Source organism: Clostridium zeae (genome assembly GCF_017312485.1).
Taxonomy (GTDB): domain Bacteria; phylum Bacillota; class Clostridia; order Clostridiales; family Clostridiaceae; genus Clostridium_AR; species Clostridium_AR zeae.
On record NZ_BMBA01000006.1, the window covers coordinates 42,747 to 69,716 of the forward strand.

Sequence of the window (26,970 nt, forward strand, 5' to 3'; positions counted from 1 at the left end):
CACCGTGTTGAAATTAAGTGGTTATACATCCGATGGTTTATAACCCCTTAACTTCAACAATACTCTTAAGCATAGTCTAATAATAAAGGTTTCCAAACTTTCTTTTTACAGACCGCTTGGAAACCTTAAAATTAAACTATTTCATAATCATTGATTTAAGTGCCATAATCTCTTCACGCAAATTATCGTCTCTCATCATAACCATAGCTGAATTAAGAAGTACTCTAGCATCGTATTGCCCTTTATATATAGGAGTAACTTCCTTCTCTAAGTCTAGAAAACTATAAACAGCCATTTGTGCAGATCTTGCTGAGTAATCTACTGTAAATACAACATCGTCTGGTATTTCAGCAAATTGGCCAAGAAAAGCTAAGTTAGTTGAACATTCTGGCACTACTTGTGGTCTATCCCCTTTTGATCTTGTTAAAAACTGACTAGTTATAAATGGCATTATACAAGGGATACAGATGGATGTGCTCATAATTTTTTCCATATCTTCTTTAAAATTAAGATGATATAAAAGTTCAGTTAATATTTCTTCCCCAGTACAGTCTATCATTCTCTTCTTTACAAAATCCCCTTCATTATATGGGAATAAAGCATAACCCCAAAAAGCTTGCACATTATCTGGCTGATTTAGAAAATGAGGTTGATTGTGTAATACTATTGACATAAACCAACCTGAGTCTTTAAAAGTCATAAGAGCACCTGTTCCTGGTTGATTTCCTGTATACTCTACTATTTTATTCACCATTGTAGGATCTTTAAGGGTAACTGTGAAGGATTCCCACATTGATTCTTCTACTCTTTGGTTGAAGACCTGCGGTCTTCCGAACTCTGGTGATTCCTTAGCAATCTTTTCCCAAAGCTCCCAGTCACCACCGACAGTTTTGTCATTTAATGTTGGAGCATTTGTCATAGAACCAAGACTAGCTCCTGCTGTTAAAGAACCAATTGTTACAAAAACAAAGTCTCCATCTTCAACTATTATCCTGTCTTCTTTATTACCTTTTTTACAATCAATCCCTACAACAGTTTTTTTATCTTCTTCTGTTTTAAAATCTAAATTAGTAACTAAGCACTCATACTGAAAATCTACGCCTTGAGCCTTTAGCCACTGAGTCATAGGTAGTATTATCGAATCATATTGATTGTATGGTGTACGTCTTACTCCAGATAAATCACTAATCCTTGGCAGCTCATGGAAAAATCTATGAAGATATCTCTTAAATTCTACTGCACTGTGCCAAGGTTCAAATGCAAAGGTTGTAGTCCATTGATACCAGAAATTAGTTTTGAAAAATGATTCTGGAAAACATGATGTGATATCTTTAGTCCCCAAGGAGTCTTCTGATTGCATTAATATATCTATTAATGCTAATCTATCCTCACGATTGAATCCAAGCTTTGATGATTCTAATATTTTCGCATCGTTATCTATTAGTCTAGCTTTTGATGATGTATGAATTTTTTTATTAAATGCTCTGAATTCATCCATTATTGAAACGTTAGGATCAGTTAGTGAAGGAATGCTTTCCATTATTCCAAAGATACATTCATATGCTTCTTCATCAAACATTCTTCCACCACGAATTATATAACCAGTTTCAGGATTGCCATTACCATCCATGCTCCCACCTGTTATACTGCTTTGTTCAAGTATATGGATATTCTTTGCTGGAACGTGTCCATCCCTAATTAGATATACCGCAGCAGAAAGAGATGCAATACCACCTCCAACTAAATAAGCCTGTACTTTATCTACCTCTAATTGCCTGTCAAAATTAAACCTCATCTTTTATCAACCTCTCTTTATACCATTTTTTATAAGTGTACTTAACTTACTTTTTAGGTGTATATATGTACCACTTCTCTTACAAGAATCTCTGAGAGTTTTGAAAACATACTTCAGACTTAATTGGTACATCTTTAATATAATTCTTATTAAAAAGATGTTGAATAATCAGTTTTCAAGGTTTGTCTAAAAAACATACACACTTTTAAAAGTGTCTGTTTTTTAGACACCAACCATAAAGTGTAAAACAAAATGTATTTTTATCTACTTTCTTTTAGTTAATTTTATTTTAATATATATAATGTTCTAAGCTATACTGAATAGTTTACTTTGTAAGATTATTGGTTTAGTGTTATAATTGCTTATTGTTATTAATGATCCATAAGTTCGGGCATAAATACCTAGAGTTTTAGTTCTAGAGTTGTTGCTTCTTATGTGAAAATCGAAATAACTTTCAAATAAAAAAGTAAAGTGAGAATACTAAAATGAGAAATGAAAAACTAGAAAAATCAATAACTAGAATAGACAGTGATATAGTGTCTATAAATGTAGCTAAAAAGTATCTATCAAATATAGATGAAATAAATGAAGTAATTGCTACCTTAAATAATAAGAGACAATTATTAGCTAACGAAATATATTCTGAAGATCATCTATCATATTCAGAATGCCGTGAAATTATCAAAGAAATGTTAGGTAAGGAGTTAGCTCAAGAGGAGCAATCTGAATTACTTGAAATGATTAAAGAAAAGTTTGGAAGACAATCTCCAAATGTGAGTAAGAAAAGTAATGGACTTAATGCGTGGCTTAAGGAACTTAATATTGAGTTCAGATGGATTGACGATGAGGTAACTGGTTGGAACAAATTAATCATCACTGGATTTGGTGTATACAAGCAGAAATAACTTTCCAAAAAGCTTGGTTTAAATTAAGTGCTTATTCATCCGATGCTCTTTTGATTAACAACTCTATAATTGAATTTATATTTTTAAAAACTCTGCTCAAAACCTAGCAGAACTTTTAAAAATGGTTATAGGATTAGAGTTGTTAATCCTTAATGAGCTTACTCAAAGAATTAATATGATTTTGTCATATTCCATGGCTTAAACATAGCCTACAAAAAAAGATTAAGCCATATTGTAGCTTAATCTTTTTTATTATAATTATATCGCGTTTTTTTCTAGTGAATCCTTAGTATTGTACTTCTTATATATAAACTTAATTACAATAAATAATCCTATGAATAAAACTATAGTCATCAGATTTGCAATAAAGTCTCCATTTTTAATGTTTTCGAAATTTATCAATAGATTCGTATTAAACATGGACTTACCCACACCAATTATTGATCCAAGGAAATCCCATGCAAAATGTATTCCTATAGACAAATATAAAGATTTAGTTTTTGCAAATATATATCCTAAAGTAATGCCTATTATAACTATAGTGAATAATGACATTAAATCACTATACCTTCCAACATGTAATATAGAAAAACATAATGAACTTACTATAATAGCTACTGTAGTACTGTATTTTTTCATTAAATAATTTTGTATAACTCCTCTAAATACTATCTCTTCACAAAATCCAGGGAAAGCCGTGGTAATCAGCACCAATAGAACTGTTCCAACCATATATAGAGGTGATTGATTGCTAAATCCATACCCTTTATAATCTACAATCCTAAACAGAAGCATTGATGAATAAAGTAAAATGTACATAATTGAAACTATTGCAAAGCCACTTAAGATATTTTTAATACTATTTTTACTAAACTTCATTCCTATATGCTCTAACTTAAAGCTCTCTTTATTAAATCTTTTAACCATGAAAACAGCAATCAAAACAATTATAATCTCCATAACAACATAAGATACAATAGCTAAGGTTGTATTATTATTAAAAAGCTGATCACTAACTGTTTTTCCTAGCTCTCTGCTTCCAAGCTTTTTACTTTCGTATACCTGAACACCTACATGAAGTAATATCATCCAAGCATATATTCCTATAAATGAAGTAACCATAACTGAAAGTGCTAATTTTATTGGATTCTTAACCTTGTTATCCTTTATTTTCATGACCATATCTCCCTTACTCTTTTCTATGTTTTAATAATATACTATGAGAAGGTAATATGAACATTCACTAAGGTCATATTTTGGGTCATATAATTTTCTTCAAAAATAAAATCGCAGCTGTACGGTTGGTAACACCTAATTTACTGTATATATTAGTAATATAATTTTTTACTGTCCCCAAGGTTAAAAAAAGCTTGTCACATATCTGTTTGTTTGAATATCCTTCACAAAGTAGCATGCAAATCTCTTTTTCTCTTTCTGTTATTTTTAATGCATCAAAATCCACTGTATTTTCTTTATCCTCATTCTTTGTCTTTAAAACTCTATTAACCAGTTTTGCCGCTACTTTAGCAGGCAATAACATATCTCCATTAGCTGCCTCTTTTATTGATTGAATCAATCTATCTGCATCAATATCCTTTAGTAAATAACCATCGGCGCCACACTCTAAAGCTTCAATTATCAAATCATCTGTATCAAAGGTTGTTAGCATGATTATGGAAACATCACTAAATTCAGCTTTAATTATTTTTGTTGCCTCCACTCCATTAAGTACAGGCATCCTTATATCCATTAAGATAACGTCAGGTTTTAACTTTCCTACTAGATCGTAAGCTTCTTTACCGTTGCTTGCAGTACCTATTACTTCTAAGTCGTCCTCTAAATCTAAAATTGTTTTTAAGCCATCTCTCATTAAAGTTTGATCATCTACAATTAGAATTCTCAGCATTAATTTTCCTCCACTATAGGTATTTCAATTTTTATGGTAACTCCAGTATTAATTTTAGATTCAATATTAAACTTTCCTCCTACACCCTCTACCTTTGATTTCATATTATTTATTCCAAAGCCTGGTTTAAACTTGTCAAAACCTTGTCCCCAATCTTGTAAAGTAAATTGTATTGTATTGTTTTCATGGTTTAAATTAATCTTGAACCTATTGCTTTTCCCATGCCTAATTCCATTAGTTATACCTTCTTGAAGTGCTCTGTAAATTATATTCTCTATTTTTTTATCAAGCTTAGGCATAGCTGCTAAATCATATTCTATGTCCAACTCGTTGTTTTTCTTAACTTCTTCTACAAAAGTCTTCAATATATCTGCAAAATCTAGTAGGTGTTCTCCATCTTTCAAGGATCTTACTGATTTACGAATATCGCTAAGACCTGTCTTAACCTGCTGTTGAGCTGAGTTTAATTTTTCTAAAGCTAAGTCTGGATCCTTTTTTATTAATCTTTTACTAGCTTCTAATTGTATAGTGACAGTAGTTAGAATATGGCCTACTGTATCATGAATCTCCCCAGCTATCCTATTTCTTTCTTTAAGTACTATTATTTCTTCTTTATCTTCATATAAATCCTGAAGCCTTTCATAAGCCCTCTCTAATTCACTAGTTCTTTCTTCTAATTCTTTAGAGATTAATTGAGCCTTTGTTTTTTCATTTAGCTCATACTTAACTGCTATTGTTAAAACACATGCAAAAGTAAAATTTATAGTAATTATAGATATATTGTACAAATTTAAGGCTTCATGTTTTAAAATCAGTACAAGCATATATACTATATAATTGGTTAAAGCCAAACTTAACCCTACCTTAGTAGACTTATTAAGAATAGATGTACCAACGCTAACTAATATCAATACAATTGAGACTCCTGTGCTATCTAAAAACACTATAAATAAAATAATTAAAGTGTTTATAACTCCAAGTATATTTCCTTCTTTAGACGGCTTTTTACTAAACTTTTTGATGTTAATAAAATAAATAATTATCAACGCACTAAAAGCAACCAAAAACATTGTTCTATTTTCTATGATGTTATTGTTTAAGATTACTACAGCAACTATTAGATTTATTACATTCATTACCACAGAAAATATTCTTATATTTTTATCCTCCAAGCACCTATCCCCCCAATTTAAAAATAGTTTTCAGACTGAAGTGTTACATCTTTAGATGTGTCACTTCATTTTAAAATTTATATTGTCAAACTCTCCTCTCAGAACCCAGAGGAGTTTTGAAAATGGTTTTTAGACTGAAGTGCCACATCTTTATTTACACTTTCCTTTTAAAAATATATAATTATGTCATCATCTATTAATTCCCATAAAAACAACTAGCTTCAATTAATTATAATCTATAACATTAATAAGGTGGTATTAATAATGTATAAAAATATTATATTTGACATAGGAAATGTACTACTTAGCTTTAATCCTATTGAGTATCTAAGTTCAAAAATCCAGCAGCCTGAAAAAGTTTTAGAGGTTCATAAAGAATTATTTCAGAGCGAAGAATGGCTAATGCTTGATAGAGGTACCATTACAGAGGAAGAAGCAAAAAACGCTATAGCAAACAGAAGCGTTGCTAATGGTGATTTAATAAGGCTTTCCTTCGAAAATTGGTATGACCTTCTTACTCCTATTGAACCATCAGTGGAAGTATTAAAATTACTAAAGGATTCAAATTACAAGATTTACTTCTTATCTAATTTTCATTTACTTGCCTTTGATCATATACTTGAAAAATATGATTTTTTCAAGTTATTTGATGGTGGAATTGTATCTTATAAAGAAAAACTTATAAAACCTGAGGAAGCTATCTACAGGAGATTAATAGAAAAATATGACCTTAACCCTAAAGAATCAATTTTTATAGATGATGTTGAAGAAAATATTGAAGGGGCTAAAAATCTAGGTATCAATACCATCCTACTTAAAGATCCAGCTCTTCTAAAAGAACATTTAAAAACCTATAATATCTATCTATAAATATATTAAAATGGTTCTGTTAAAGCACTACATTGAAACTAACTTCAACAATATTCTTAAGCATAGCCATAAAAAGCTTCTAAAACTATTGTAATATTATAAATTCCTAAAGAATAAAAAAGATACTTAATAAGCTAGGATATATCTTAACTTATTAAGTATCTTTTTTTGGCTTAATATTAACTGATGTCTATGACTTTGAATTTTTGTAGTCATCAAATCTGATAATCACATCTGGATTATCCTTTATAAAACAAATATATTTTTCAAAACACTTAGTGGTTTCATCGCTTAATGTGTGTTCAACCTTTTCAGTCTCTTTCAATATCTTTTCTTCAGCTATACCAAGTACTCTTAAAAAGGCCTCTATGGTTTTATGCCTTTTCAATAAAAACTCTCCTAATTTCTTACCTTCATCCTTTAGTATTATTACTCCATACTTCTCATATAATAACAAATTCAATTCACCTAACCTCTGAACCATTCTAGTAGCAGAGGGTGGGTGTACATTTAGAGCTTCAGATAATTCATTTATTCTAGTAAAACCCTTATCTATGGATAATCTATATATCATTTCTAAGTAATCTTCCATAGAAGCTGTAAGCAAATTTTCCTCATTCTTCATATATTCACTAAAGGTATGAAAAGAGTTATTGTCCAAAATTACTCACCTACTTTTAAGGTTCAAAAAGCCTTAGTAAATTATATGCACAAGAGGGTAAAAAAATTACCCTAGAGTAACATTTTTATATAATTCTTCATAACTTAAATTAGGTTAAAAATTTTAGCATAGGCTAATTTTTATAATCAATACATTTTTTAAATCATTATATATCTTATTTCATACAGAAGGTGAATTAAATATGAATAAAGAATATTTCGTAAAAAAGCCTAGTAGCATAGAAACTACAAAGCCTACAATAAATAATTCCTTGAGCATACTAAAAAAACTTAAAGGAGTCTTAAAGTTTTTTGGCCCTGCTTTTATTGTCAGTGTTGCATATGTTGATCCTGGTAACTTTGCTACAAATATCAGCGGAGGATCAATCTTTAATTACAACCTTTTATGGGTTATTCTATGGAGTAACTTAATGGCAATATTCCTTCAAATCATGTCTGCAAAGCTGGGCATTGCCACTGGTAAAAACCTAACAGAAATGTGCAGAGAGGTCTTTTCAAAAAAAATGAATTGGTTCTTCTATATAGTGTCAACTCTCGCTGCAATAGCTACAACCATGGCTGAGTTCATCGGTGGTGTGCTAGGCCTATATCTATTATTTGGCCTTTCCGTAAACTATTCAGTACTATTGACTGCATTAATCACCTTATTGATAGCTTATCTCCAAAAATACGGTCAGAGAGTTGTTGAGATTGTAATAACAATACTTGTAGCTATTATTTGCATTTCATACACCATTGAATTATTCCTTGCAAAACCTGAATGGAATCAGGTAGCAATCCATACTTTACTTCCTTCTATTCCAAATAGCCAAGCACTTTTAATTGCAGTAGGCATGTTAGGGGCTACTGTTATGCCACATGTTATATATCTTCATTCTGAATTAGTTCAAAGTCGTAATAGGGAAACATTTGAAGAAAAAAAGAAGCATTTAAAAATGGAAAAAATTGATGTTTTTGTTGCAATGAACATTGCCTTCATTGTAAATGCAGCGATGGTTATAGTATCTGCTTCGGTTTTCTATAGTAGAGGTATAACTGTTGATTCTATAGAGCAAGCTCATAGGTCTTTAGAACCACTTTTAGGTACGCTTTCAAGTGGAGCCTTTGGTGCAGCATTACTTGCTTCTGGTTTTTCATCATCTTCTGTAGGAGCAATGGCAGGTGAAACAATCATGGATGGCTTTGTAGACGTTAAAATGCCTGCAATCATGCGTAGAATAATTACAATGCTTCCAGGTATGCTTGTGATTTTAATTGGAATAAACCCTATGAAAGCCTTATTAATGAGTCAGGTGTGCCTAAGTTTTGTACTACCAGTAACAATCATCTGTATGCTAATAATCACTAGCAGAAAAGACTTAATGGGTGCCTTTGTTAATAAACCTATTGTTAAATATCTAGGATGGCTAATTGCAGCAGTTATTATAGCACTAAATGTTGTTTTAATATATTCTTCACTTATATGATATTAATTAAGAAAAAAGAGCTCATAACTACACTAAGTTATAAGCTCTTTCACTACTAATTATATTTACGTGCTCTATCTCTTTAAGCTTGTTCCATTAGTAGCTATAACTTCTTTATACCAATCGAAACTCTTTTTCTTGTATCTTTCTAGAGTACCACTTCCGTCATCATGTCTGTCTACATATATAAAACCATATCTCTTTTTAAGCTGAGCAGTTGATGCACTTACTAAATCTATACATCCCCAAGTAGTGTATCCCATAAGTTCAACACCATCTTCGATTGCTTCTGCTACTTGAACTAAATGATCATTTAAGTAATTGATTCTATAATCATCATTTACAGTCTTATTTCCATTTTCATCAGTTATTAATTCATCCACTGCACCTAAGCCGTTTTCAACTATGAATAATGGTTTTTGATATCTATCATATAATTGATTTAAGATGTATCTTAATCCTTCAGGATCTATCTGCCATCCCCATTCTGAAGCTTTTAGATATGGATTTGGAACTCCTGAAAGGATATTTCCTTCTCCCTTTTTGTTCTTTTCTGGGTCTGCAGTTGCACAAGAACTCATGTAATAGCTGAAAGAAATAAAGTCTACTGTATTCTTTAATATCTCTTTATCGCCTGGTTCCATCTTAATTTCTATGTTGTTTTCCTTGAATATTCTATTCATGTATCTTGGATATTCTCCTCTTACATGTATATCTGCAAAGAAAAGATTTTCTCTATCTTGTTCCATAGCCTTAAGCACATCACTTGGCTTTGAAGTCAATGGATAGTTAGGAACTCCAAGAATCATACATCCGATCTTAAATTCTGGGTTTATCTCATGGCCTACCTTTACTGCTAACGCACTAGCAACTAACTCATGATGCATTGCTTGATATAAGTCTTGCTTACTTAACTCTTCCTTTGGTGTCCATACTCCAGCACTCATGTAAGGTGCATGTAAAGCTGAATTTATTTCATTGAAAGTAAGCCAATACTTTACCTTATCTTTATATCTTGTGAAGATAGTTCTTACATAATTTTCGAAAAAGCCTATAAGCTTTCTGTTAACCCATCCATTATAGTTTTTAGCTAGCGCTAGTGGAGTTTCATAATGAGAAATTGTAACAAGAGGTTCAATTTCATACTTAGCTAATTCATCAAAAACATTATCATAAAATTGAAGTCCTTTTTCATTAGGTTCTTTATCGTCACCATTTGGGAATATTCTTGACCATGCAATGGATAATCTAAAAGTCTTAAAGCCCATCTCAGCAAATAACTTGATATCTTCTTTATATCTATGGTAGAAGTCAATACCAATAAGCTTCATGTTATCTTCTGTCGGTTCTTCAGTAAGAGGCCCCATAATTCCTCTTGGTGCTATATCTTGTGTTGATAAACCTTTACCGTCTTCAATGTATGCGCCTTCAAATTGGTTTGCAGCAGTAGCTCCGCCCCATAAAAATCCTTCTGGGAACTTAATTTTGTTTTCCATATTATATTCCTCCTGTTTTTAAGTATGAGTTTTATATTAAAACTCTATATCGGTTGCAAATAGCTTTATTATTAATTTATACTCTGTTACTGTTAATATAAAAATTGCTTTCATATTTATAGGATTGTGTCATATTAATTTAGGATAATAAAAATTTCGCTAAAGCGATCTTAAAATAAAAAACCTAAACTAATATCAGATCTCTTAATAAGACATCTCATATCAATTTAGGTTTTGCCTGCTTACCAGTTACAATCCTATAACAATATTGTATTTGTATTTATGCTATCACAGTTGTCCAAATGTGGTCAATGGATTTTCAAATTGAGAAAATTTAAATATCATAGCTCTCTTTCATGTATGAATCTTAATACATCATTTCTGATTCTACTTTTATTTAGTACAATGCCAGAATGACCGCACTTGTATACATATCTCTTTGGTTTACCCCAACTAGTCCATAGTATATCACTATCTTTATTCATTATGTATTTATCATAGTAGCCTGATACAAGAAGTATTTTATCTTTATCAATCAAAGGTTTCTTCAAGCTTGGATTGATAATGCTCCAACTTCTTTTCAAACTCTCTCTATCGAAACCATTTTTTATAAAATCTTCTTTCACAAACTTACCTACTATAGTTTCATAGGCAGTAAAATGTAAGTCATTGGCATAAAACAATGAAATTAATAGATCAATGTTTTCTTCTACTTCGCATAGTAGATTAGATACCATCCCACCTAAACTTAAGCCAATTACAATGACTTTGCCGCCTCTTTCTTCTTTTATATTTCTTATTAAAGCTCTAATATCACTAATGGACTGCTGTACTGATTTAAGCGTTCTATTGACATTAGCACTAAAAAAGTATTCTCCGCTATACAAAGCTTCAGCAGGGCATCTTTCCATATGGAAAGGCAATATATAACTATAAACATCATAGCTTTCTTCAATAAAACTACTTAGAAACACATTTTCTAATCTATTTAGTTCTTCAGATCTCCAACCATGTATCAATATAACACTTGTATTTTTAGGTTCATCTTTACATAAGTTATAATAAAAGATAGAATCAGCATTACTATCTCCATTATCTATTTCACTTGAAAACTTTAATCTTCCCTTTGAATATCCGCTTTCAATTTTATTTTCTTCAAAATGAATTTTTGGTAAATTGGGTTTAGTATAAAATTTCTTATAATCACCATAAATCAACGAAACCTCTTCTTCATCAAAATAAAACTGATCTGTTTTACTGTACTCTTTATGCAAGCCACTTAATCCATAGCTATCTGCTATCTTTGCTATTATACCCTTCAATATTCACTTCCCCTTTATTGTTATCTTAATGCATTATGTAATATATAGTATAATATTATCATAAAAAGCCAATTGAAGTGACCTCTTCAGTGAGTTTTTTTACTCATCTGACTCTCCTAATTTATATGAGTATAACTTGCATGAGAACAAATTTTATTTTTTACTGTATTCCCTAAAAAACCATGCTAACCACTTGGATTTCATAGCTTTAGATTGAAAAAAATTCATACTTTTCTATACAGCAAAAAGTGGTTGCATCTTTTTATACAACCACTTAATGTTATTAATTTCTTCTATATAACTTTATTATCATGATATTTCTTAAACTTAACAGTAATTTATCAACTTAAATATTAGGCTATGTTTAAGAATAATGTTGAAATTAATTGGTTATACAGGAGACGCTATATGAGTGAGCTATTAGAATTAAATGATTTTTTTAGATGGAATGGCGTGAAAAAACTGTACTGTTCGAACGTAGTGAGTTTACAGTTTTAGCCATGGAATATGAAAAAATCATATTAATTCTTTGCGTAAGCTCATTAAAGCGTCGGATGATTAACCAATTAATTTCAACACGGTGCTTTAACATTGTAAAATATTAAAAAAGAATTTTATTCTACAGAAACCTGTCCTTTAGGCAATTTTCCCATCTGACTAATAACCATATCATAATATCTTCCTTTTTTCTCCATAAGGCTTTTGTGATCGCCTTTCTCAAGTATAGTTCCACCACCAATAACCATTATATGATCTGCATCTCTAATAGTCGATAGACGATGGGCTATTAAAAAGCTAGTACGGTTTTTCATAAGCTTCGTTAAAGCTCTTTGAATATCTTTTTCCGTCTTTGTATCAACACTACTTGTTGCTTCATCAAGTATAAGTATAGGACTGTCACATAACACTGCCCTTGCAATTGAGATAAGCTGTCTTTGACCTTGACTTAGGTTATCTGTAGCACCAGACACCATAGTTTGATAGCCTTTTGGAAGCTTATCAATAAAATTATGAGCATGAGCTATTTTTGCTGCTTCTATAACTTGTTCATCAGTTGCGTCCTTTTGCGAATATCTTATGTTATCCATTATAGTACCAGTAAACAAACAAGTATCTTGAAGTACTACTGAAAAACAGTTTCTTAGACTGTCTCTTTTTAAATTAGTTATAGCTTCACCATCAATTAAAATTTTTCCACTATCTGCATCGTAAAAACGAGTAAGAAGGTTAACAATTGTGGTCTTACCAGCTCCGGTTTCACCAACTAGTGCTACTGTCTCTCCAGCCTTCACGTTAAAGCTAATGTCTTTTAAAATAGGAGTATTTTCGTTGTATGAAAAGCATACATTTTCAAACGCAACTTCCCCTTTTGGATTTGCTATTTCAATAGCATTTTCTATATCTGCTGTTTCTTCTTCATGATCCAAAATCTCAAAAACACGTTCTGCTCCTGCAAGCGCTGATTGAATTGTGTTAAACATACCCGCTACAGAGTTAAGCGGCTGAGCGAATTGTTTTGAATAACTTAAAAAGCTAACAACAGTACCAACAGCTAAGCCATACCCTACTGACAATATTCCTCCGGCGATAGCTACTAATGCAAAAATAAAGTTGTTGATAACATTCATAAGAGGCATCATATAACCAGCCCAGGTTTGAGCTTTACTGCTGCTTTCAAATAACTTTTCATTTATTTCTTTAAACTGTTCCAATACGTCTTGCTGCTTGCCAAAGGCTTTTACCATCTTTAGCCCAAGTATATTTTCTTCAATAACTCCATTAAGTGATCCAAGACTTCTCTGCTGAGCTAAGAAGTATGAACGGCTTCTCGATGCAATTAAGCGAGTTAAAAGAACTACTAGCGGAATACATAACAAAACTACAAAGGTCAGTGGAACATTTAGTGTAATCATAACCACAAAGGAACCTGTAAGGGTTAAAACACTTGAGATTAGCTGAGTGGTTGTCTGCGCTATGGTGGAACTGATATTATCCACATCATTTGTAATTCTACTCATCGTATCACCATGGGAACGTGTATCATAAAATTTAAGTGGAAGTTTTTGCATCTTCTCAAAAAATTCTGTACGTAGCACAAGCACCAATCTTTGTGAAACCTTAAGCATTATAACTCCATTGACCCAAGATATAATACAATTGGTTATATACAAAGCTATAATTATCCATAAAAATCCTACAAGTGTTTTTGTATCTACTGTTCTATTAGAAATCTTGAAGGTATTAAAGGTTTTACCTATAAAATATGGTATGGATACTGAAATTACTGATGAGAATACAGTAAGTACCATAGCTACAAATATTGTCTTAGCCCATCTCATATATATCTTTATGATTCTACTTAGGGTACCTTTTGCATTTTTAGGCTTTGCAGTAGGTGCAAATCTATTAGGTCCACCACCGCCTGGTCTTCCTCCAATAGATGGAGCCTTTACTTCTGGTCTAGAAACTTGTTGTGCCATAGCTTACACCTCCTTGCTACTTTCTATTTGTGTCTTATAAATATCCTGATATATCTCACAAGTCTGCATAAGTTCAACATGAGTTCCATATCCAACTTTAACACCATTATCCATAACTAAAATCTTATCTGCAAACATAGCTGTTCCACAGCGTTGAGTGATAGTAATCACAGTCTTTTTAGTTATCTTAGGGTTAAGATTTTCTCTAACCTTGGCTTCAGTTACTGCATCTAAGGCACTAGTAGCATCATCTAATATAATTACTGAAGAGTTTTTAAGTATTCCACGAGCTATTGAAAGACGCTGCTTTTGTCCACCTGAAATATTAACACCAGCGCTTCCTAAAATACTTTCATAACCATTTTGCATATTTTCAATAAAGTTGGCCTGTGCCTTATCTACAGACTCATATATTAATTCATCACTGGCTTCTTTATTTCCCCATCTGATATTTTCAGTTACAGAGCCCGAGAAAAGCATTGGCTTCTGAGGAACTATAGAAATATTGTTTCTAACGGAAGAAATATCTAAGTTCTTTATATCATTACAATTAACCAGTATAGATCCACTATTTATATCATAGAATCTTAAAAGTAACCAAGCTATAGTAGACTTACCACTACCAGTTGGACCAATTATAGCTAAACTTTGTCCATCTTTAATTGAGAAGGATAAATCCTTTATAGCTGGTACCCCACTACCACTAGGATACGCAAAAGTAACATTTTTAAACTCTATATCACCATTTAGTTCTTTCTTTTCACCACTATGATTGAAATCCTCCTCACTATCAAGCACTTCTTTTATACGTACAGTGGATGCTTTTGTTCTTACGAAGGTATTAAATATATTTGTTATCATAATTAAAGATGTGAGAATTTGTGCCATATAAATAGTAAAGGCTGCAATATCTCCAGGGCTCGCAAGTTTTGAAACAAACATTCTACTACCCATTAATATTACAATTACTGTACCAATTCCAACGGTAAGGGTAATCAGTGGTGAAGTTAAAGTTACAATCATCTGTGAAGCTATACCTTTTTTCATAAGGTTTGTGTTTGCAACTTCAAACTTCTCTGTTTCCTTGTCATAAGTTCCAAAAGCTTTGACTAAACGTACTCCAATAAGATATTCTTGAACTACTGAGTTCACCTTATCCATAGCTTGTTGCAATTTATAAAAACGTGGGTAGCTTAGTTGCATACTTACTATAATAAGTATGCCCACCACTGCAACTACACTATAAATAATAAGACTTAGTTTAAAATTAAGTAAACTTGCAAGAACAATACTTCCAATACAGGTTATAGGTGCTTTTAGAAAAATTCTCATGATTCCATTTACAAATTGAGTAATTTGTGAGGTATCATTTGTCATACGGGTTATAAGCGATCCACTTTCAAGCTTATCTGCACTTAATTCAGAGAAATGAACAATTTTCTCAAATAAATCATATCTTAAATCTGCTCCCATACGCTGTGATACTTTACTTGCCAAAATATTTCGTGTAACAGCAAAGCCTGCACCTATCACGGTAACTAAAACCATAAGCGCTCCCCAATAATAAACCTTTGAAAGAGAGCCTTGCTCTATCCCCGTATTAACTATATTCGACATAAGGGTTGGCCCAAGCAAATCACATACCGCCTCAAGGACAACGCAAAAAACAGCAGTCAAAAAAGGAGTCTTGTACTTTTTAAAATACTTGCTGTATAAATTCATTAGATGTCTCACTTCTTTCCTTTATATATTTCAAGCTTATAGAATTCCTAATTCAACTATTAATTCATACATGTCCAAAAAATCACAACAATCCGCGATTTTCAAACAAGTATAAATATAAGTTTCAATATAGGAACTCTTTAATTATAGATATCCCAATTCCATAAATTAAAAATATACTAGAAGCCATTTTAACTATTAATGGCAACTTAACTGTCAGTTTTGATTGTATTTGGAACTGGTTTATCTATACTTATCATCTCATTTCTGAATTCCACACATTATTATACTCCTTTTATTGGTGATAAAAATAATTTGTATATATAGGTATAGGTTTTCATATGTTAATTTTTTGTTTCTAAAATTTAAAAATATAGGACTATTGAAAAATGTATAGGAGATGTTTATAAAGAAAAAAGCCATGTATAATAAGAAAATTGATTTCCCTTATTATGCATGGCTTTTATTCTTAGGTTTATTCACGATATTATCTTATTTTTTAATTTTGAGATATGTTTAATATTATTATTAAAATTAAGTGGTTATGCAGGAGATGCTATATGAGCGAGCTACTAGAATTAAATGATTTTTTCAGATGGAATGGCGTTAATAAACTGTACTGTTCGAACGTAGTGAGTTTACAGTTTTAGCCATGAAATATGACAAAATCATATTAATTCTTTGCGAAGGCTCATTAAAGCATCGGATGCATAACCACTTAATTTTACCTAATATGTATATTTTTATTGTTGTTTCATTGTATTTCTCAAGTTATCACTTGATGAATTAATCTTATTCATTAAATTAAATATATTGTCTATATTAGAGTCATTCTCTTCGATTGTTGCAAGCATTTCTTCAGTAGCTGCAGAATGCTCTTCTGCAATAGAGGCCATACTTTCAGATTCTCTACTTACCTTATCAAATATTGCCTTGGTATTTTCAATAGCTTTAAGTTCTGTTGATACATTCTTATCAATTTCTATAAAGGCTTGTTGAATCTTTTTAAAGCTTTCATTTACGTCCTTTGTGATTACTTCTCCAATCTTAGCTGCATCATTTCCATTTTGCACTGATTCTAAAACCTTTTTCGTCTTACCATTTATTGTACTTATAACTTCATTGATTTGCTTAACTGTATCAGCGCTCTCCTCGGCAAGTTTTCTTACTTCATCTGCAACTACTGCAAATCCCTTACCTGACTCTCCTGCTCTTGCTGCTTCTATTGCAGCATTTAGTGCTAATAAGTTAGTTTGTTCTGCAATTTGCACAATCGATGATAAAAAGTTATTTATAATGTCCATATTGTCCTGTAACTCAGTTACTGTAGCAACAGATTCAGTTACAGCAGTACTTATTATATTCATTTGTTTATCCATTTGTATTATCTTTTCAGAACCTTTAGATACCAACTCACTTGTCCTATGTGAAATACTTCCCAATTGTTTTGAAATCTCTTGGGTTTCTATAACCTTTGAATTTGCAGTATCCATCATATTGCTTATCTCATTTATAGCAGTAGCTTGTCCTGTTACTCCTGTAACTACTTCATTAACAGTGCCAACCATTGTTTCACTAATTTCTTTTACAGATTGCAAATTACCAAAGCAACTTGATATATCTTCACCTAAAGCCACTGTATTAGTGTTTATAACTCCCATAGTAACTTTTAAGTCCTCTAAAGAACTTCCTGCCTTCTTTGCTTCCACACCAGCTAACTTAATTAGATCTTTTCCCCATTTAGTCATGAAATAAATAATTAACGCTATAAAATTAACAATTACTACTTGTGTTATTGCAGTAACATTAAGTTGCCCTATAAATGCCAATTTTCCTACTACAGCTAAATTAGCTAAAACAGTACTTATTACAAATATACTTGAATTTAGATACAAAGCAGAAATACTTATAGGCAAAAGAATTAAGTATATAGAATTTGCATCTGTTGTAGAGTTAGATGTTGATATACTCATAATAATGATTGTTATGTACGCTACTAAAATCTCATATTTCTTTTTGATCATTGATAAAACAGAAAATACTAGAATCACTACTATGATTCCTGCAGTGGCAAAAAGCGCTGGAGTTTTTAGATATACCCCTAAAAAAATTAAGGCTACAGATAGCAAAGTTATTATACCTGTTACTACCTTATTTACCTTTCTCAAATGCTCCTTCATAAACCCTTGTCCATTGGTCATTGTTGAATTTTCTTCCATAATTCCTCATCCCCTTAATTATCATATGTAATATTATTTATATAAAAATTATATTTTGATATCCATTCAATACTAATCTTATAAAATGCTTTTTCAACATATCCTATCTTTTACATTTCTATTATATCAGCAAAATATTATAAGACAATGCTATTTATTCCTTTCTTGGTAATTATTCTAGTTTCAAAAATAGTTATCTTCTCAAAGTTCATATAAACCAATGATTGATACTTTATTGTGCAAAAAAGAGGAGTAAAATTTTTATTTCTCCTCTTTACCACTACTATAAAATTATTAATTAAAATATATCTTTTCTAGATATAACCTACCTTTATTAACAGTAACTTTGATCTTGGCCTCACTAGCTTCAAGAAGCTTTATAAGGGCAGTCTCTTTTTTATCTTTGCTTTCAGTCAATTCCAACATACATAACTCTTTACCATCTTGAGTTATAGTTACTGATGCAGCCTCACTGCAACTATACACAAATGATACATCGCTATCGTTAGTGGTATTATTTATTGAATAAGTTACAAATTCATCATCTTTTAACTCTAATAAGAACCTATCCCACAAGCAGTCAAAAACAAATCTTCTTTCAAGCTCTTCTACAGGTGTTTCTTCTATTATTTTCATCCCTGTATTATCTCTGTACTTATACATGTTTCCTTCTTCTCTTAGACCGCTATATGACTTTCCCTTTCCAGGAAGTTCATCAAAATCAGTAGCGCGAACTGTGCATCCTGGAGTTCTAAACACATGAGAGTCAACTTCAGAATTATACTTACAGTTTTCTACTTTTATATTTTCTAAATAGGTGTTTAATATCTCAATTGCCTCTTCATAGCCTGGATGTGCTCCGCCCTCAATATATCCAACTATCTTATCCCATCCTTTAGGTGCTTCAATAGAATAAGGAGAATTAGTACAGCTCATCTTCTTCCAAGGCCATAGGTTGTATCCAATATTAAGTTCAGCTGATAGAGGATAAAGCGCTGTATACCACTGATGTATATTTTCCCCTGTTTCTCCAAGCCATAATGGAACATTAAGCCTATTAGAAGCTTCTATGAACTCCTTTAAGGAATCTATTTGTGGTAAGCATGCATACCTATGAAAATGTATTACCATATTATCATCGTATTTTTTATAGAATATACTTGTGTCAGTTGACCAATGATGTCCCTCAATAGATAACATATGTTTTGTATCTATTTGCCTAATCGCTGCAATTACTTCCTCATAAAACTTAACCAGCCTTGGCAGTAAATAATCTACATTCTTAACTTGAGGAGAACCTGGTCTTATTGGTTCATTTAATAAATCATAGCCTCCAACAATCCATCTATCCTTGTATCTCTCGGCTAATTTCTTCCATAAACTAATCCCCTTATCCCAACTGTCTTTGTCTGTAAATAATCTAGGTATATCATCAACACAATCATCTATATTGGCACCAGTTTGTCCACCTGGTGCACCATGTAAATCTAGAAAAACATAAATTTTATATTCTTCACACCAATCTATGCATTGATCTAAAAGCTTGAATCCATCTTCCTTCCATGATATTCCTGGCTCGTTCTCCATAAAAATACGCCAGTTAAAAGGAATTCTTACAGAATTATATCCCTGTTCTGCCATAAGTCTTATATCTTCTTTAGTTATATAGTCTTGCCTAAACCTCTTCCAAAACTCTTCTGAGTATTTACTACCAGCCAGTTCATGAATCACTGCTTCTATTCGATGAGGTCTATCAAATCTACTGTTCTTAACCTTCCACATATATCCTTCAGGCAAGAGCCAATTTCCTACTCCCCATCCTGCTAAAATCACTTCTTCTCCATCTCCATTAACAATCGATGTACCCTCTGCTCTTAGAAATCCTTTTACTCTGCTATTACTAAATTTTTCGTTCATTTCTATTTCTCCTTTTATTCCAAAAATATTACTAATACATATCATTAGCATGTATAAATTCAATCTTAATTTGTAATTGTTTTCACATTGGGGGGTATGGATAAACTACTTCAATCTGTAGACTCAAAATAAAGATTTCGATAATTGCGCAAATCTTTGTTTTTGATAATTTTCAATGTGAAGCAGTTTATCTATAATAATTAACTTCAATGTATATCAAAACACATTAACATCAACAACATAATTATATTAATAATATTCTGCAAACCAAAGTAGCTTTTATTTGGATTAGGGTGCTTTTTTTAGTTAATTTAAAAAACAATTTAATTTTTTACTTCTACCTCAAATGATAAAAAGGATATGTGAATAATTAATGCTTCACATACCCTTTAAATAAAATTATATTAATTCTTCTTTTTAGCTACTGATAATACACCAATTCCTGATACTAATGCAATAAATCCAATAAGACTTATAACCTCTGAACCTATTGGTGAACCTGTTTTAGGTAGTTCCGCTACTATCTTTGTTGGCTCATTATTTTGCTTATCAGGTTGTTTCTTTTGTTCATTCATTTGTATATCTCTTTTTACTATTTCTTTTTCTACTGATATAGTCTCACTTGTAAATGTATCATATCCATCCTTTGTAACTACAAGATAATAGTCTGCATCTGGAAAAACCATAAATGCATACTTACCATTTATATCATCCATTTGTGGATTTAGGTTATCTGCTGGAGCAAATCCTGGAACTTTAGGTAAGTTTACCAATGTATTTGGAGTTCTTCCTGCTGCTCTATTTCTTGCTGTATCTGCGTAATACAACTGAACCTTAGCTCCATCGATATTATTTTTTGTAAGTGCATCTGTAATTGTTCCATAAGGATCTATTAAAGCAGAGCTTAAATTAATCTGTCCATCTGAATCTACTGTTACATTCACTGAACCAACCACTATCTTTTCTCCTGAAGGGAAGGTATAGTTTATCGCAACATTGTAAACTTTGCCTTTTTCTAGTCCTTCTGCTTCAAACACTCCATTATTTAAGGATATCTTACCTTTATCTAAGCTGCTTGAATCTGACTTATTTACAACTTCAACACTAAATACTGAGCTATCGCTTAGAAGAGATACATTTCCATTAGGTTGTTTTACAAGTATTACTCCTGCAGCAGTGTTTACTGATGAATAATCTTCATTTCCTGTTCCAGTTATATTACCTGTTTGATTATTTTGAGTGAATTTAACATTCACATAACTATCCCCAACCTTCACTGGCTTTGTAATGCTAATCTTATATTGAACATTTCCTTTAGGAATAGCTATTGAATACTTTCCGTCTGCTCCAGTTATCATCTTTGAATAGAAATCATCAATACCATCTCCATCAAAATCTTTAGAAACTTCTACTATTGCATTATTTACTGGAAGTCCTGTCTCATTATCGACCACTAATCCACTAATTATTCCTGGTTCAAATACCATTACAATTTGATCTGAAACCTGTAGATTATGTGCAGTATCGTTAACTGTAGCTTTTACATGTATATTTCTGTTTTTAGTACCATCAACTTTACTTGATTTAAATAATATCCTTGCTACACCATTTTTATCAGTTATTGCAACTGTACCGTTAGGGAAGGTTCCTTCAGCTGCTGAAAAATTAACTTCTACATTTACTACTGGATTATTATTCTTGTCTACCACTTTAGCTGAAAGTACGGACGTTGATTTGCCATCTCCTAATATAGTAGTTGGATTTGAAGTTAAGCTTAGTGAATAGCCTACAGCTTCATGAACTTGGAAGTCTCTTCTAACTGTATAGTTGGTTTCACTCGTTGGTTCAACATCAAAATCTATACTCTGAGCTTCATATGATGGATTTGAAACTTTAAAACCATATATACCTAACTTAACATTATTTATGATATAGTTTCCGTTTGAATCTGTAGTTGTTGTGTATATTACATGTCCACTTTGATCACTTAACTGTATAGCTGTATTTGGTACGTTCTTACCTGTTGTAATGTTTATTACTGTCCCAACTAAGTTCGCTTTATCTTTTACTTCAATATATATAGTAGAAATTACCTTACCACCATGTCCATCATTTACTTCTACAGTGAAACTATCTGTTCCAACATAATTTATATTAGGAACATATGTCCATACTCCAGTTTTATCTACTTCTGCATATCCTTTTGCTGGAATTGTCTTCAACGAATACTCTAATCCATCACCATCAATATCATTTCCTATAACTTTACCTGTTACTGCTACGTTGTATGGTGTAACTCTGTTATAATTCGGTACTGTTGGTGCGTCATTTACTGCATTTACATTTATACTTACAGTTGCAGTATCTGTTCCTCCATGACCATCACTTATTGTATAGCTAAAGCTGTCGGTACCATTATAGTTAGCATCTGGTGTGTAACCTATTGTGCCGTCTTCATTTATTACTGCTGTTCCATGTTCTGGCTTTGTAACTGAAGTTATAGTCAGTGTATCTCTATCCACGTCACTATCATTAGTAAGAACACTTACCTTCACTGTTCCATCTTCAGATACTGTTGCTGTATCAGCTTCTGCTTTTGGTGCATCATTTACTGGAGTTATCGTTATATTTACAGTTCCGTTTTCATTAGCATATACTGTTCCGTCATTTCCATTCCACTGAAAACTTGTAGTTCCATTCCAATCTGAGTTTGGTGTAAATGTTAGTTTTGACAAGTCTGATGTTAATATCTCTTGTCCAGCTATTATTGATACTCCATTTAACTTTAATATTCCATTGCTTGGTAAGCTTGCTATCTTTATCTTAACTAAGCTGTCACCATCAATATCTGTAAACTTAGTACTAAAGTCTCCGCTAGTAAAATTTATATTAGTATCTTCTGGTCCACTTTTGCTTATGATTCCTACAGCTGGCGCATCATTTACTTCATTTACATTTATACTTACAGTTGTTGTAGCTGTTCCACCATTACCGTCACTTATTGTATAGCTAAAGCTGTCGGTACCATTGTAGTTATGGTCTGGTGTATAACTTATTGTTCCGTCTGGATTTATAACTGCTGTTCCGTGAGCTGGCTTTGTAACTGAAGTTATAGTCAGTGTATCTCTATCCACGTCACTATCATTGGTAAGAACACTTACCTTCACTGCTCCATCTTCAGATACTGTTGCTGTATCAGCTGCTGCTACTGGTACATCATTTACAGGAGTTATTGTCATACTTACAGTTCCGTTTTCGGCAGCGTATGCTATTCCGTCATTTCCATTCCACTGAAAGCTTGTAGTTCCGTTCCAATCTGAGTTTGGCGTAAATGTTAATTTTGACAAGTCTGATGTTAATATCTCTTGTCCAACAGTTATTGATACGCCATTTAACTTTAATACTCCATTGCTTGGTAAGGTTACTATCTTTATCTTAACTAAGCTGTCACCATCAATATCTGTAAACTTAGTACTAAAGTCTCCACTAGTGAAGTTTATATCAGCATCCTCTGGTCCATTTTTGCTTATGTTACCTACAGCTGGTGCATCATTTACTTCATTTACATTTATACTTACAGTTGTTGTAGCTGTTCCACCATTACCGTCACTTATTGTATAGCTAAAGCTGTCGGTACCATTGTAGTTATGGTCTGGTGTATAGCTTATGGTTCCGTCTTCATTTATTACTGCTGTTCCATGTTCTGGCTTTGTAACTGAAGTTATAGTCAGTGTATCTCTATCCACATCACTATCATTAGTAAGAACACTTATCTTCACTGCTCCATCTTCAGATACTGTTGCTGTATCAGCTGCTGCTACCGGTGCATCATTTACAGGAGTTATTGTTATATTTACAGTTCCGTTTTCGGCAGCGTATGCTATTCCGTCATTTCCATTCCACTGAAAACTTGTAGTTCCATTCCAATTTGAATTTGGTGTAAATGTTAGTTTTGACAAGTCTGATGCTAATATTTCTTGTCCAGCTATTATTGATACCCCGTTTAACTTTAATATTCCATTGCTTGGTAAGCTTGCTATCTTTATTTTAATTAAGCTATTACCATCAATATCTGTAAACTTAGTACTAAAGTCTCCACTAGTGAAAGTTATATCTGTATCTTCTGGTCCATTTTTATCTATATTGCCAACAGTTGGCGCATCATTTACTGCATTTACATTTATACTTACAGTTGCTGTAGCTGTTCCACCATGACTGTCACTTACTGTATAGCTAAAGCTGTCGGTGCCATTGTAATTAGAGTCCGGTGTATAACTTATTGTTCCGTCTGGATTTATAACTGCTGTTCCGTGAGCTGGCTTTGTAACTGAAGTTATAGTCAGTGTATCTCTATCCACGTCACTATCATTAGTAAGAACACTTACCTTCACTGTTCCATCCTCTGATAATGTTGCTGTATCAGCTTCTGCTTTTGGTGCATCATTTACTGGAGTTATTGTTATATTTACAGTTCCGTTTTCATTAGCATATACTGTTCCGTCATTTCCATTCCACTGAAAGCTTGTAGTTCCATTCCAATCTGAGTTTGGAGTGAAAGTTAATTTTGACAGTTGTAGTAATGGTATTTCTTGTCCAATTTCTACTATCTCTCCATTTAGCTTTAATACTCCGTTACTTGGTAAACTTGCTATTTTTATTTTAGTTAAAACATCTTCATCACTATCTGAGAATTTGCTTATAAAGTCATTTATAGAAAATACTATATTAGCATCTTCTGGTCCTATTTTATATATATCTGATACTGTTGGAATATTATTAACTGCATTTACAGTAATATTTACTGTTCCTGTAGCAGACCCACCTTGTCCATCATTTATAGTATAGGTAAAGCTATCTGGTCCATGGTAATTCTCATCAGGTATATATTTTATAGTTCCATTTGAGTTTATAACAGCTGTACCATGTTCTGGTTCTGTAATAGAAGTTATATTCAATGTATTGTTTTCAGCATCAGTATCATTGCTAAGCGCATTTAAATCAACTGATGTGTTCACATTTGTTGAGACTGTATCATCATTTGCTACTGGTGCATCATTTACAGGAGCCACTGTAATATTTACACTAGCATTGTTTGCTGAATAAAATGCACCATTGCTTCCATTCCAACTAAAGCTTGTATTGCCATTCCAATCTTTATTCGGAGTAAAAGTTAAACCTGATAAATTTAACACTAATATTTCTTGTCCAGTCGTAACAGGTGTACCATTAAGCTTTAAAGTTCCATTAGCAGGAAGATCTACTACTTTAATTTTATTTAATAAGTTAGTAGCACCATCTGTAAACTTGTTAGTAAAGTCAGTAGTTGTAAATGGTATATCTGTATCCTCTGCACTACTTTTAGTTATGTTAGATGAAATTGGTGTCACATCAAAACTTAGGGCAACTGGAGTTCCTGGGAAGTAAGTCCACGTATCTATACCCTTACCATTACCATAGTTGTTGAAATAACCATGTGCACCTTGGCTACTATCAATTCCAGATAGACCTAATACTTGATTAATGTGATAAGTAAGATTACTTGCATCAAGATTTACAGAAGTACCATTGGCAGAAGTATAATTGCTTTCATCATAATATACTTTGTATTTATCAGCATAAGCTTCTGGATCACTATATCCAGGTGCATTTATAAGCTTAACTTTTATTCCAAATGGATTATATTCTGCATCTAGTATTGGGAAGTGGTATTCTCCGCCCTTCATAATAAGTTGTGCTGTATAAGTTCCTACAGGTAGTTTATTACCATTCTTATCCTTGCCATCCCAAGTAATTGTATTTACCCCTGCTCTACAAACATTTTCTATTACTGTATCTGTTGAAAGATTGTATCCTTCACTTCCGTCAGTATTAATAGTTAGTCTATAGCTACAAGCTTTATCTGCTATAAAGGTGAAAGTTCCTCCAGTAGATACATTCGTTTTTAAATCTACATTCGAACTACCTTTAAAGCTGAAGTTTTCAGGAACCGCAGGCGCAATGGCAACTGGTGAAAGGTTAGATGGTAAATCTTTATTTGGATTATTAACAAATACTTTATGAGTTATATTTGTTTCAGTATCTGGGTCAGTTGGAAGCTGCGGTGCAATGTTTCCTAAAATATTACCCAATGTATCTGCAGTCGCTGCATCAGCATTCATAATTGAATGATATAAAGTCTTATCATTTGTTTTATCAATAAAACCTCTATTATTTGACCAGAAGATGAATCCATTAGGGTCTATACCATTCATTGAAGTTTGATATACATAGCCATCTTTTGTTAATACATAAAAATCATTATTTAGTACCTTTTCAGCATTTGAAGTTGAGGTGGCATTTGAATTTGTTGTAGAATTAGTTCCCATTATCATAGCAATATAAGGCGCATACATTCTACCCTTTTTCTCATTACCAGCTGAATCTTTAACAGTAACGTCCCAGGCTGCTATAGTACTTTTCTGTGCAATTAGGAACTCACTTGAACCCTTTTGAAATGTAGGATTACTTGTAGTGCCTGTTGGTCCTACAAATTGAAATTGCCATATACCAGTTTCTGTAGCACCTACAGTTAGAGTTATTGGAACATATCCCCCAGCGTTAGGTCCTATTTTTTCTTCAGCAACATTCTCAATATATCCAGCTTTACTTGCTGATGATGAAACAGTATAAGAGGTCCAACTAGTTGCCCCTGGCTTCTTTACCAATATACTTCCAGTTTGAGCAACGCTAGATCCAAAATTAATTGTTTCTCCTTGTTGTGCGTATACATTGAAGGTTGTTCTTCTTGTTATACCTGCTGTTGTAGCATCTGATGCCCATAAAAATGGTCTATATCCACCATTATTGACATATTGGTTTGTAGCTTGATTATAGGTATTTACTAATTCTCTACTTCCTTCTGCTTTAACCACAGTTGTATGCAGATAACCATTATAAACTGTTGCGGCTAATGCAATTAAAACCATTAGTTTCTTTTTGTTTCTAAGCATGTTCACTACTCCTTTAAACCATTGTTAAAA

At 32.2% G+C, this 26,970-nt stretch carries 15 protein-coding genes; 3 read left to right on the plus strand and 12 right to left on the minus strand.

Annotated features, from left to right (window positions below; genetic code table 11):
- Nucleotides 1-136: 136 nt before the first annotated feature.
- Complete coding sequence (locus J3477_RS20505; RefSeq protein WP_206871933.1) at nucleotides 137-1,795, minus strand: oleate hydratase; 1,659 nt, start codon at nucleotides 1,793-1,795, stop codon at nucleotides 137-139.
- Between the two features lie 485 nt (nucleotides 1,796-2,280).
- Here J3477_RS20505 and J3477_RS20510 point away from each other — a divergent pair, with 485 nt between their 5' ends.
- The gene (locus J3477_RS20510; protein WP_206871935.1) at nucleotides 2,281-2,700 is read left to right on the plus strand and encodes a hypothetical protein; all 420 of its coding nucleotides are present in this window, start codon (nucleotides 2,281-2,283) and stop codon (nucleotides 2,698-2,700) included.
- A 258-nt stretch (nucleotides 2,701-2,958) separates the two neighbouring features.
- Here J3477_RS20510 and J3477_RS20515 read toward each other — a convergent pair whose 3' ends face one another.
- The 3 genes from J3477_RS20515 to J3477_RS20525 all read right to left on the minus strand — a co-directional run bounded on the left by J3477_RS20515 (nucleotide 2,959) and on the right by J3477_RS20525 (nucleotide 5,778).
- Nucleotides 2,959-3,876, minus strand: a complete 918-nt coding sequence (locus J3477_RS20515) for a CPBP family intramembrane glutamic endopeptidase (protein ID WP_206871936.1) — start codon at nucleotides 3,874-3,876, stop codon at nucleotides 2,959-2,961.
- Nucleotides 3,877-3,961: 85 nt separating this feature from the next.
- Nucleotides 3,962-4,606 (minus strand): response regulator, encoded by a 645-nt coding sequence (locus tag J3477_RS20520; protein WP_206871937.1) that lies wholly within the window; start codon nucleotides 4,604-4,606, stop codon nucleotides 3,962-3,964.
- A complete protein-coding gene (locus J3477_RS20525; RefSeq protein WP_206871939.1) occupies nucleotides 4,606-5,778 on the minus strand; it encodes a sensor histidine kinase in 1,173 nt (390 codons plus the stop codon). Before J3477_RS20525 ends, J3477_RS20520 begins: the two co-directional genes overlap by 1 nt.
- Before the next feature lie 264 nt (nucleotides 5,779-6,042).
- Between J3477_RS20525 and J3477_RS20530 the strand changes: the two genes are divergently transcribed.
- Entirely contained in the window at nucleotides 6,043-6,648 is a 606-nt protein-coding gene (locus J3477_RS20530; protein ID WP_206871940.1) for an HAD family hydrolase, read from the plus strand.
- A 190-nt stretch (nucleotides 6,649-6,838) separates the two neighbouring features.
- Here J3477_RS20530 and J3477_RS20535 read toward each other — a convergent pair whose 3' ends face one another.
- Nucleotides 6,839-7,309 (minus strand): metal-dependent transcriptional regulator, encoded by a 471-nt coding sequence (locus J3477_RS20535; protein ID WP_206871942.1) that lies wholly within the window; start codon nucleotides 7,307-7,309, stop codon nucleotides 6,839-6,841.
- A 202-nt stretch (nucleotides 7,310-7,511) separates the two neighbouring features.
- On the opposite strand from J3477_RS20535, the gene J3477_RS20540 reads away from it, so the two are divergent.
- Nucleotides 7,512-8,795 (plus strand): Nramp family divalent metal transporter, encoded by a 1,284-nt coding sequence (locus J3477_RS20540; protein ID WP_206871944.1) that lies wholly within the window; start codon nucleotides 7,512-7,514, stop codon nucleotides 8,793-8,795.
- Between the two features lie 74 nt (nucleotides 8,796-8,869).
- Here the strand turns inward: J3477_RS20540 and J3477_RS20545 are convergent, their stop codons facing one another.
- The 7 genes from J3477_RS20545 to J3477_RS20575 all read right to left on the minus strand — a co-directional run bounded on the left by J3477_RS20545 (nucleotide 8,870) and on the right by J3477_RS20575 (nucleotide 26,940).
- The gene (locus tag J3477_RS20545; protein ID WP_206871945.1) at nucleotides 8,870-10,291 is read right to left on the minus strand and encodes a glycoside hydrolase family 1 protein; all 1,422 of its coding nucleotides are present in this window, start codon (nucleotides 10,289-10,291) and stop codon (nucleotides 8,870-8,872) included.
- A 341-nt stretch (nucleotides 10,292-10,632) separates the two neighbouring features.
- Nucleotides 10,633-11,613, minus strand: a complete 981-nt coding sequence (locus J3477_RS20550; protein WP_206871947.1) for an alpha/beta hydrolase — start codon at nucleotides 11,611-11,613, stop codon at nucleotides 10,633-10,635.
- Nucleotides 11,614-12,227: 614 nt separating this feature from the next.
- Nucleotides 12,228-14,093, minus strand: a complete 1,866-nt coding sequence (locus J3477_RS20555; protein WP_206871949.1) for an ABC transporter ATP-binding protein — start codon at nucleotides 14,091-14,093, stop codon at nucleotides 12,228-12,230.
- A gap of 3 nt (nucleotides 14,094-14,096) precedes the next feature.
- Nucleotides 14,097-15,815 (minus strand): ABC transporter ATP-binding protein, encoded by a 1,719-nt coding sequence (locus tag J3477_RS20560; RefSeq protein WP_206871950.1) that lies wholly within the window; start codon nucleotides 15,813-15,815, stop codon nucleotides 14,097-14,099.
- Between the two features lie 743 nt (nucleotides 15,816-16,558).
- On the minus strand, nucleotides 16,559-18,034 hold the full coding sequence (locus tag J3477_RS20565) for a methyl-accepting chemotaxis protein (RefSeq protein WP_206871952.1): 1,476 nt from the start codon (nucleotides 18,032-18,034) through the stop codon (nucleotides 16,559-16,561).
- 294 nt (nucleotides 18,035-18,328) lie between these two features.
- Complete coding sequence (locus J3477_RS20570; RefSeq protein WP_206871954.1) at nucleotides 18,329-19,951, minus strand: glycoside hydrolase family 5 protein; 1,623 nt, start codon at nucleotides 19,949-19,951, stop codon at nucleotides 18,329-18,331.
- Nucleotides 19,952-20,355: 404 nt separating this feature from the next.
- The gene (locus J3477_RS20575; RefSeq protein ID WP_206871956.1) at nucleotides 20,356-26,940 is read right to left on the minus strand and encodes a tandem-95 repeat protein; all 6,585 of its coding nucleotides are present in this window, start codon (nucleotides 26,938-26,940) and stop codon (nucleotides 20,356-20,358) included.
- Between the last annotated feature and the right edge of the window lie 30 nt (nucleotides 26,941-26,970).

Bases quoted from the DNA above. Each gene is read 5' to 3' on its own strand.
- J3477_RS20505 (WP_206871933.1), bottom strand. From the start codon at position 1,795: ATGAGGTTTAATTTTGACAGGCAATTAGAGGTAGATAAAGTACAGGCT.
- J3477_RS20510 (WP_206871935.1), top strand. From the start codon at position 2,281: ATGAGAAATGAAAAACTAGAAAAATCAATAACTAGAATAGACAGTGAT.
- J3477_RS20515 (WP_206871936.1), bottom strand. From the start codon at position 3,876: ATGAAAATAAAGGATAACAAGGTTAAGAATCCAATAAAATTAGCACTT.
- J3477_RS20520 (WP_206871937.1), bottom strand. From the start codon at position 4,606: ATGCTGAGAATTCTAATTGTAGATGATCAAACTTTAATGAGAGATGGC.
- J3477_RS20530 (WP_206871940.1), top strand. From the start codon at position 6,043: ATGTATAAAAATATTATATTTGACATAGGAAATGTACTACTTAGCTTT.
- J3477_RS20540 (WP_206871944.1), top strand. From the start codon at position 7,512: ATGAATAAAGAATATTTCGTAAAAAAGCCTAGTAGCATAGAAACTACA.
- J3477_RS20545 (WP_206871945.1), bottom strand. From the start codon at position 10,291: ATGGAAAACAAAATTAAGTTCCCAGAAGGATTTTTATGGGGCGGAGCT.
- J3477_RS20555 (WP_206871949.1), bottom strand. From the start codon at position 14,093: ATGGCACAACAAGTTTCTAGACCAGAAGTAAAGGCTCCATCTATTGGA.
- J3477_RS20560 (WP_206871950.1), bottom strand. From the start codon at position 15,815: ATGAATTTATACAGCAAGTATTTTAAAAAGTACAAGACTCCTTTTTTG.
- J3477_RS20565 (WP_206871952.1), bottom strand. From the start codon at position 18,034: ATGGAAGAAAATTCAACAATGACCAATGGACAAGGGTTTATGAAGGAG.
- J3477_RS20570 (WP_206871954.1), bottom strand. From the start codon at position 19,951: ATGAACGAAAAATTTAGTAATAGCAGAGTAAAAGGATTTCTAAGAGCA.
- J3477_RS20575 (WP_206871956.1), bottom strand. From the start codon at position 26,940: ATGCTTAGAAACAAAAAGAAACTAATGGTTTTAATTGCATTAGCCGCA.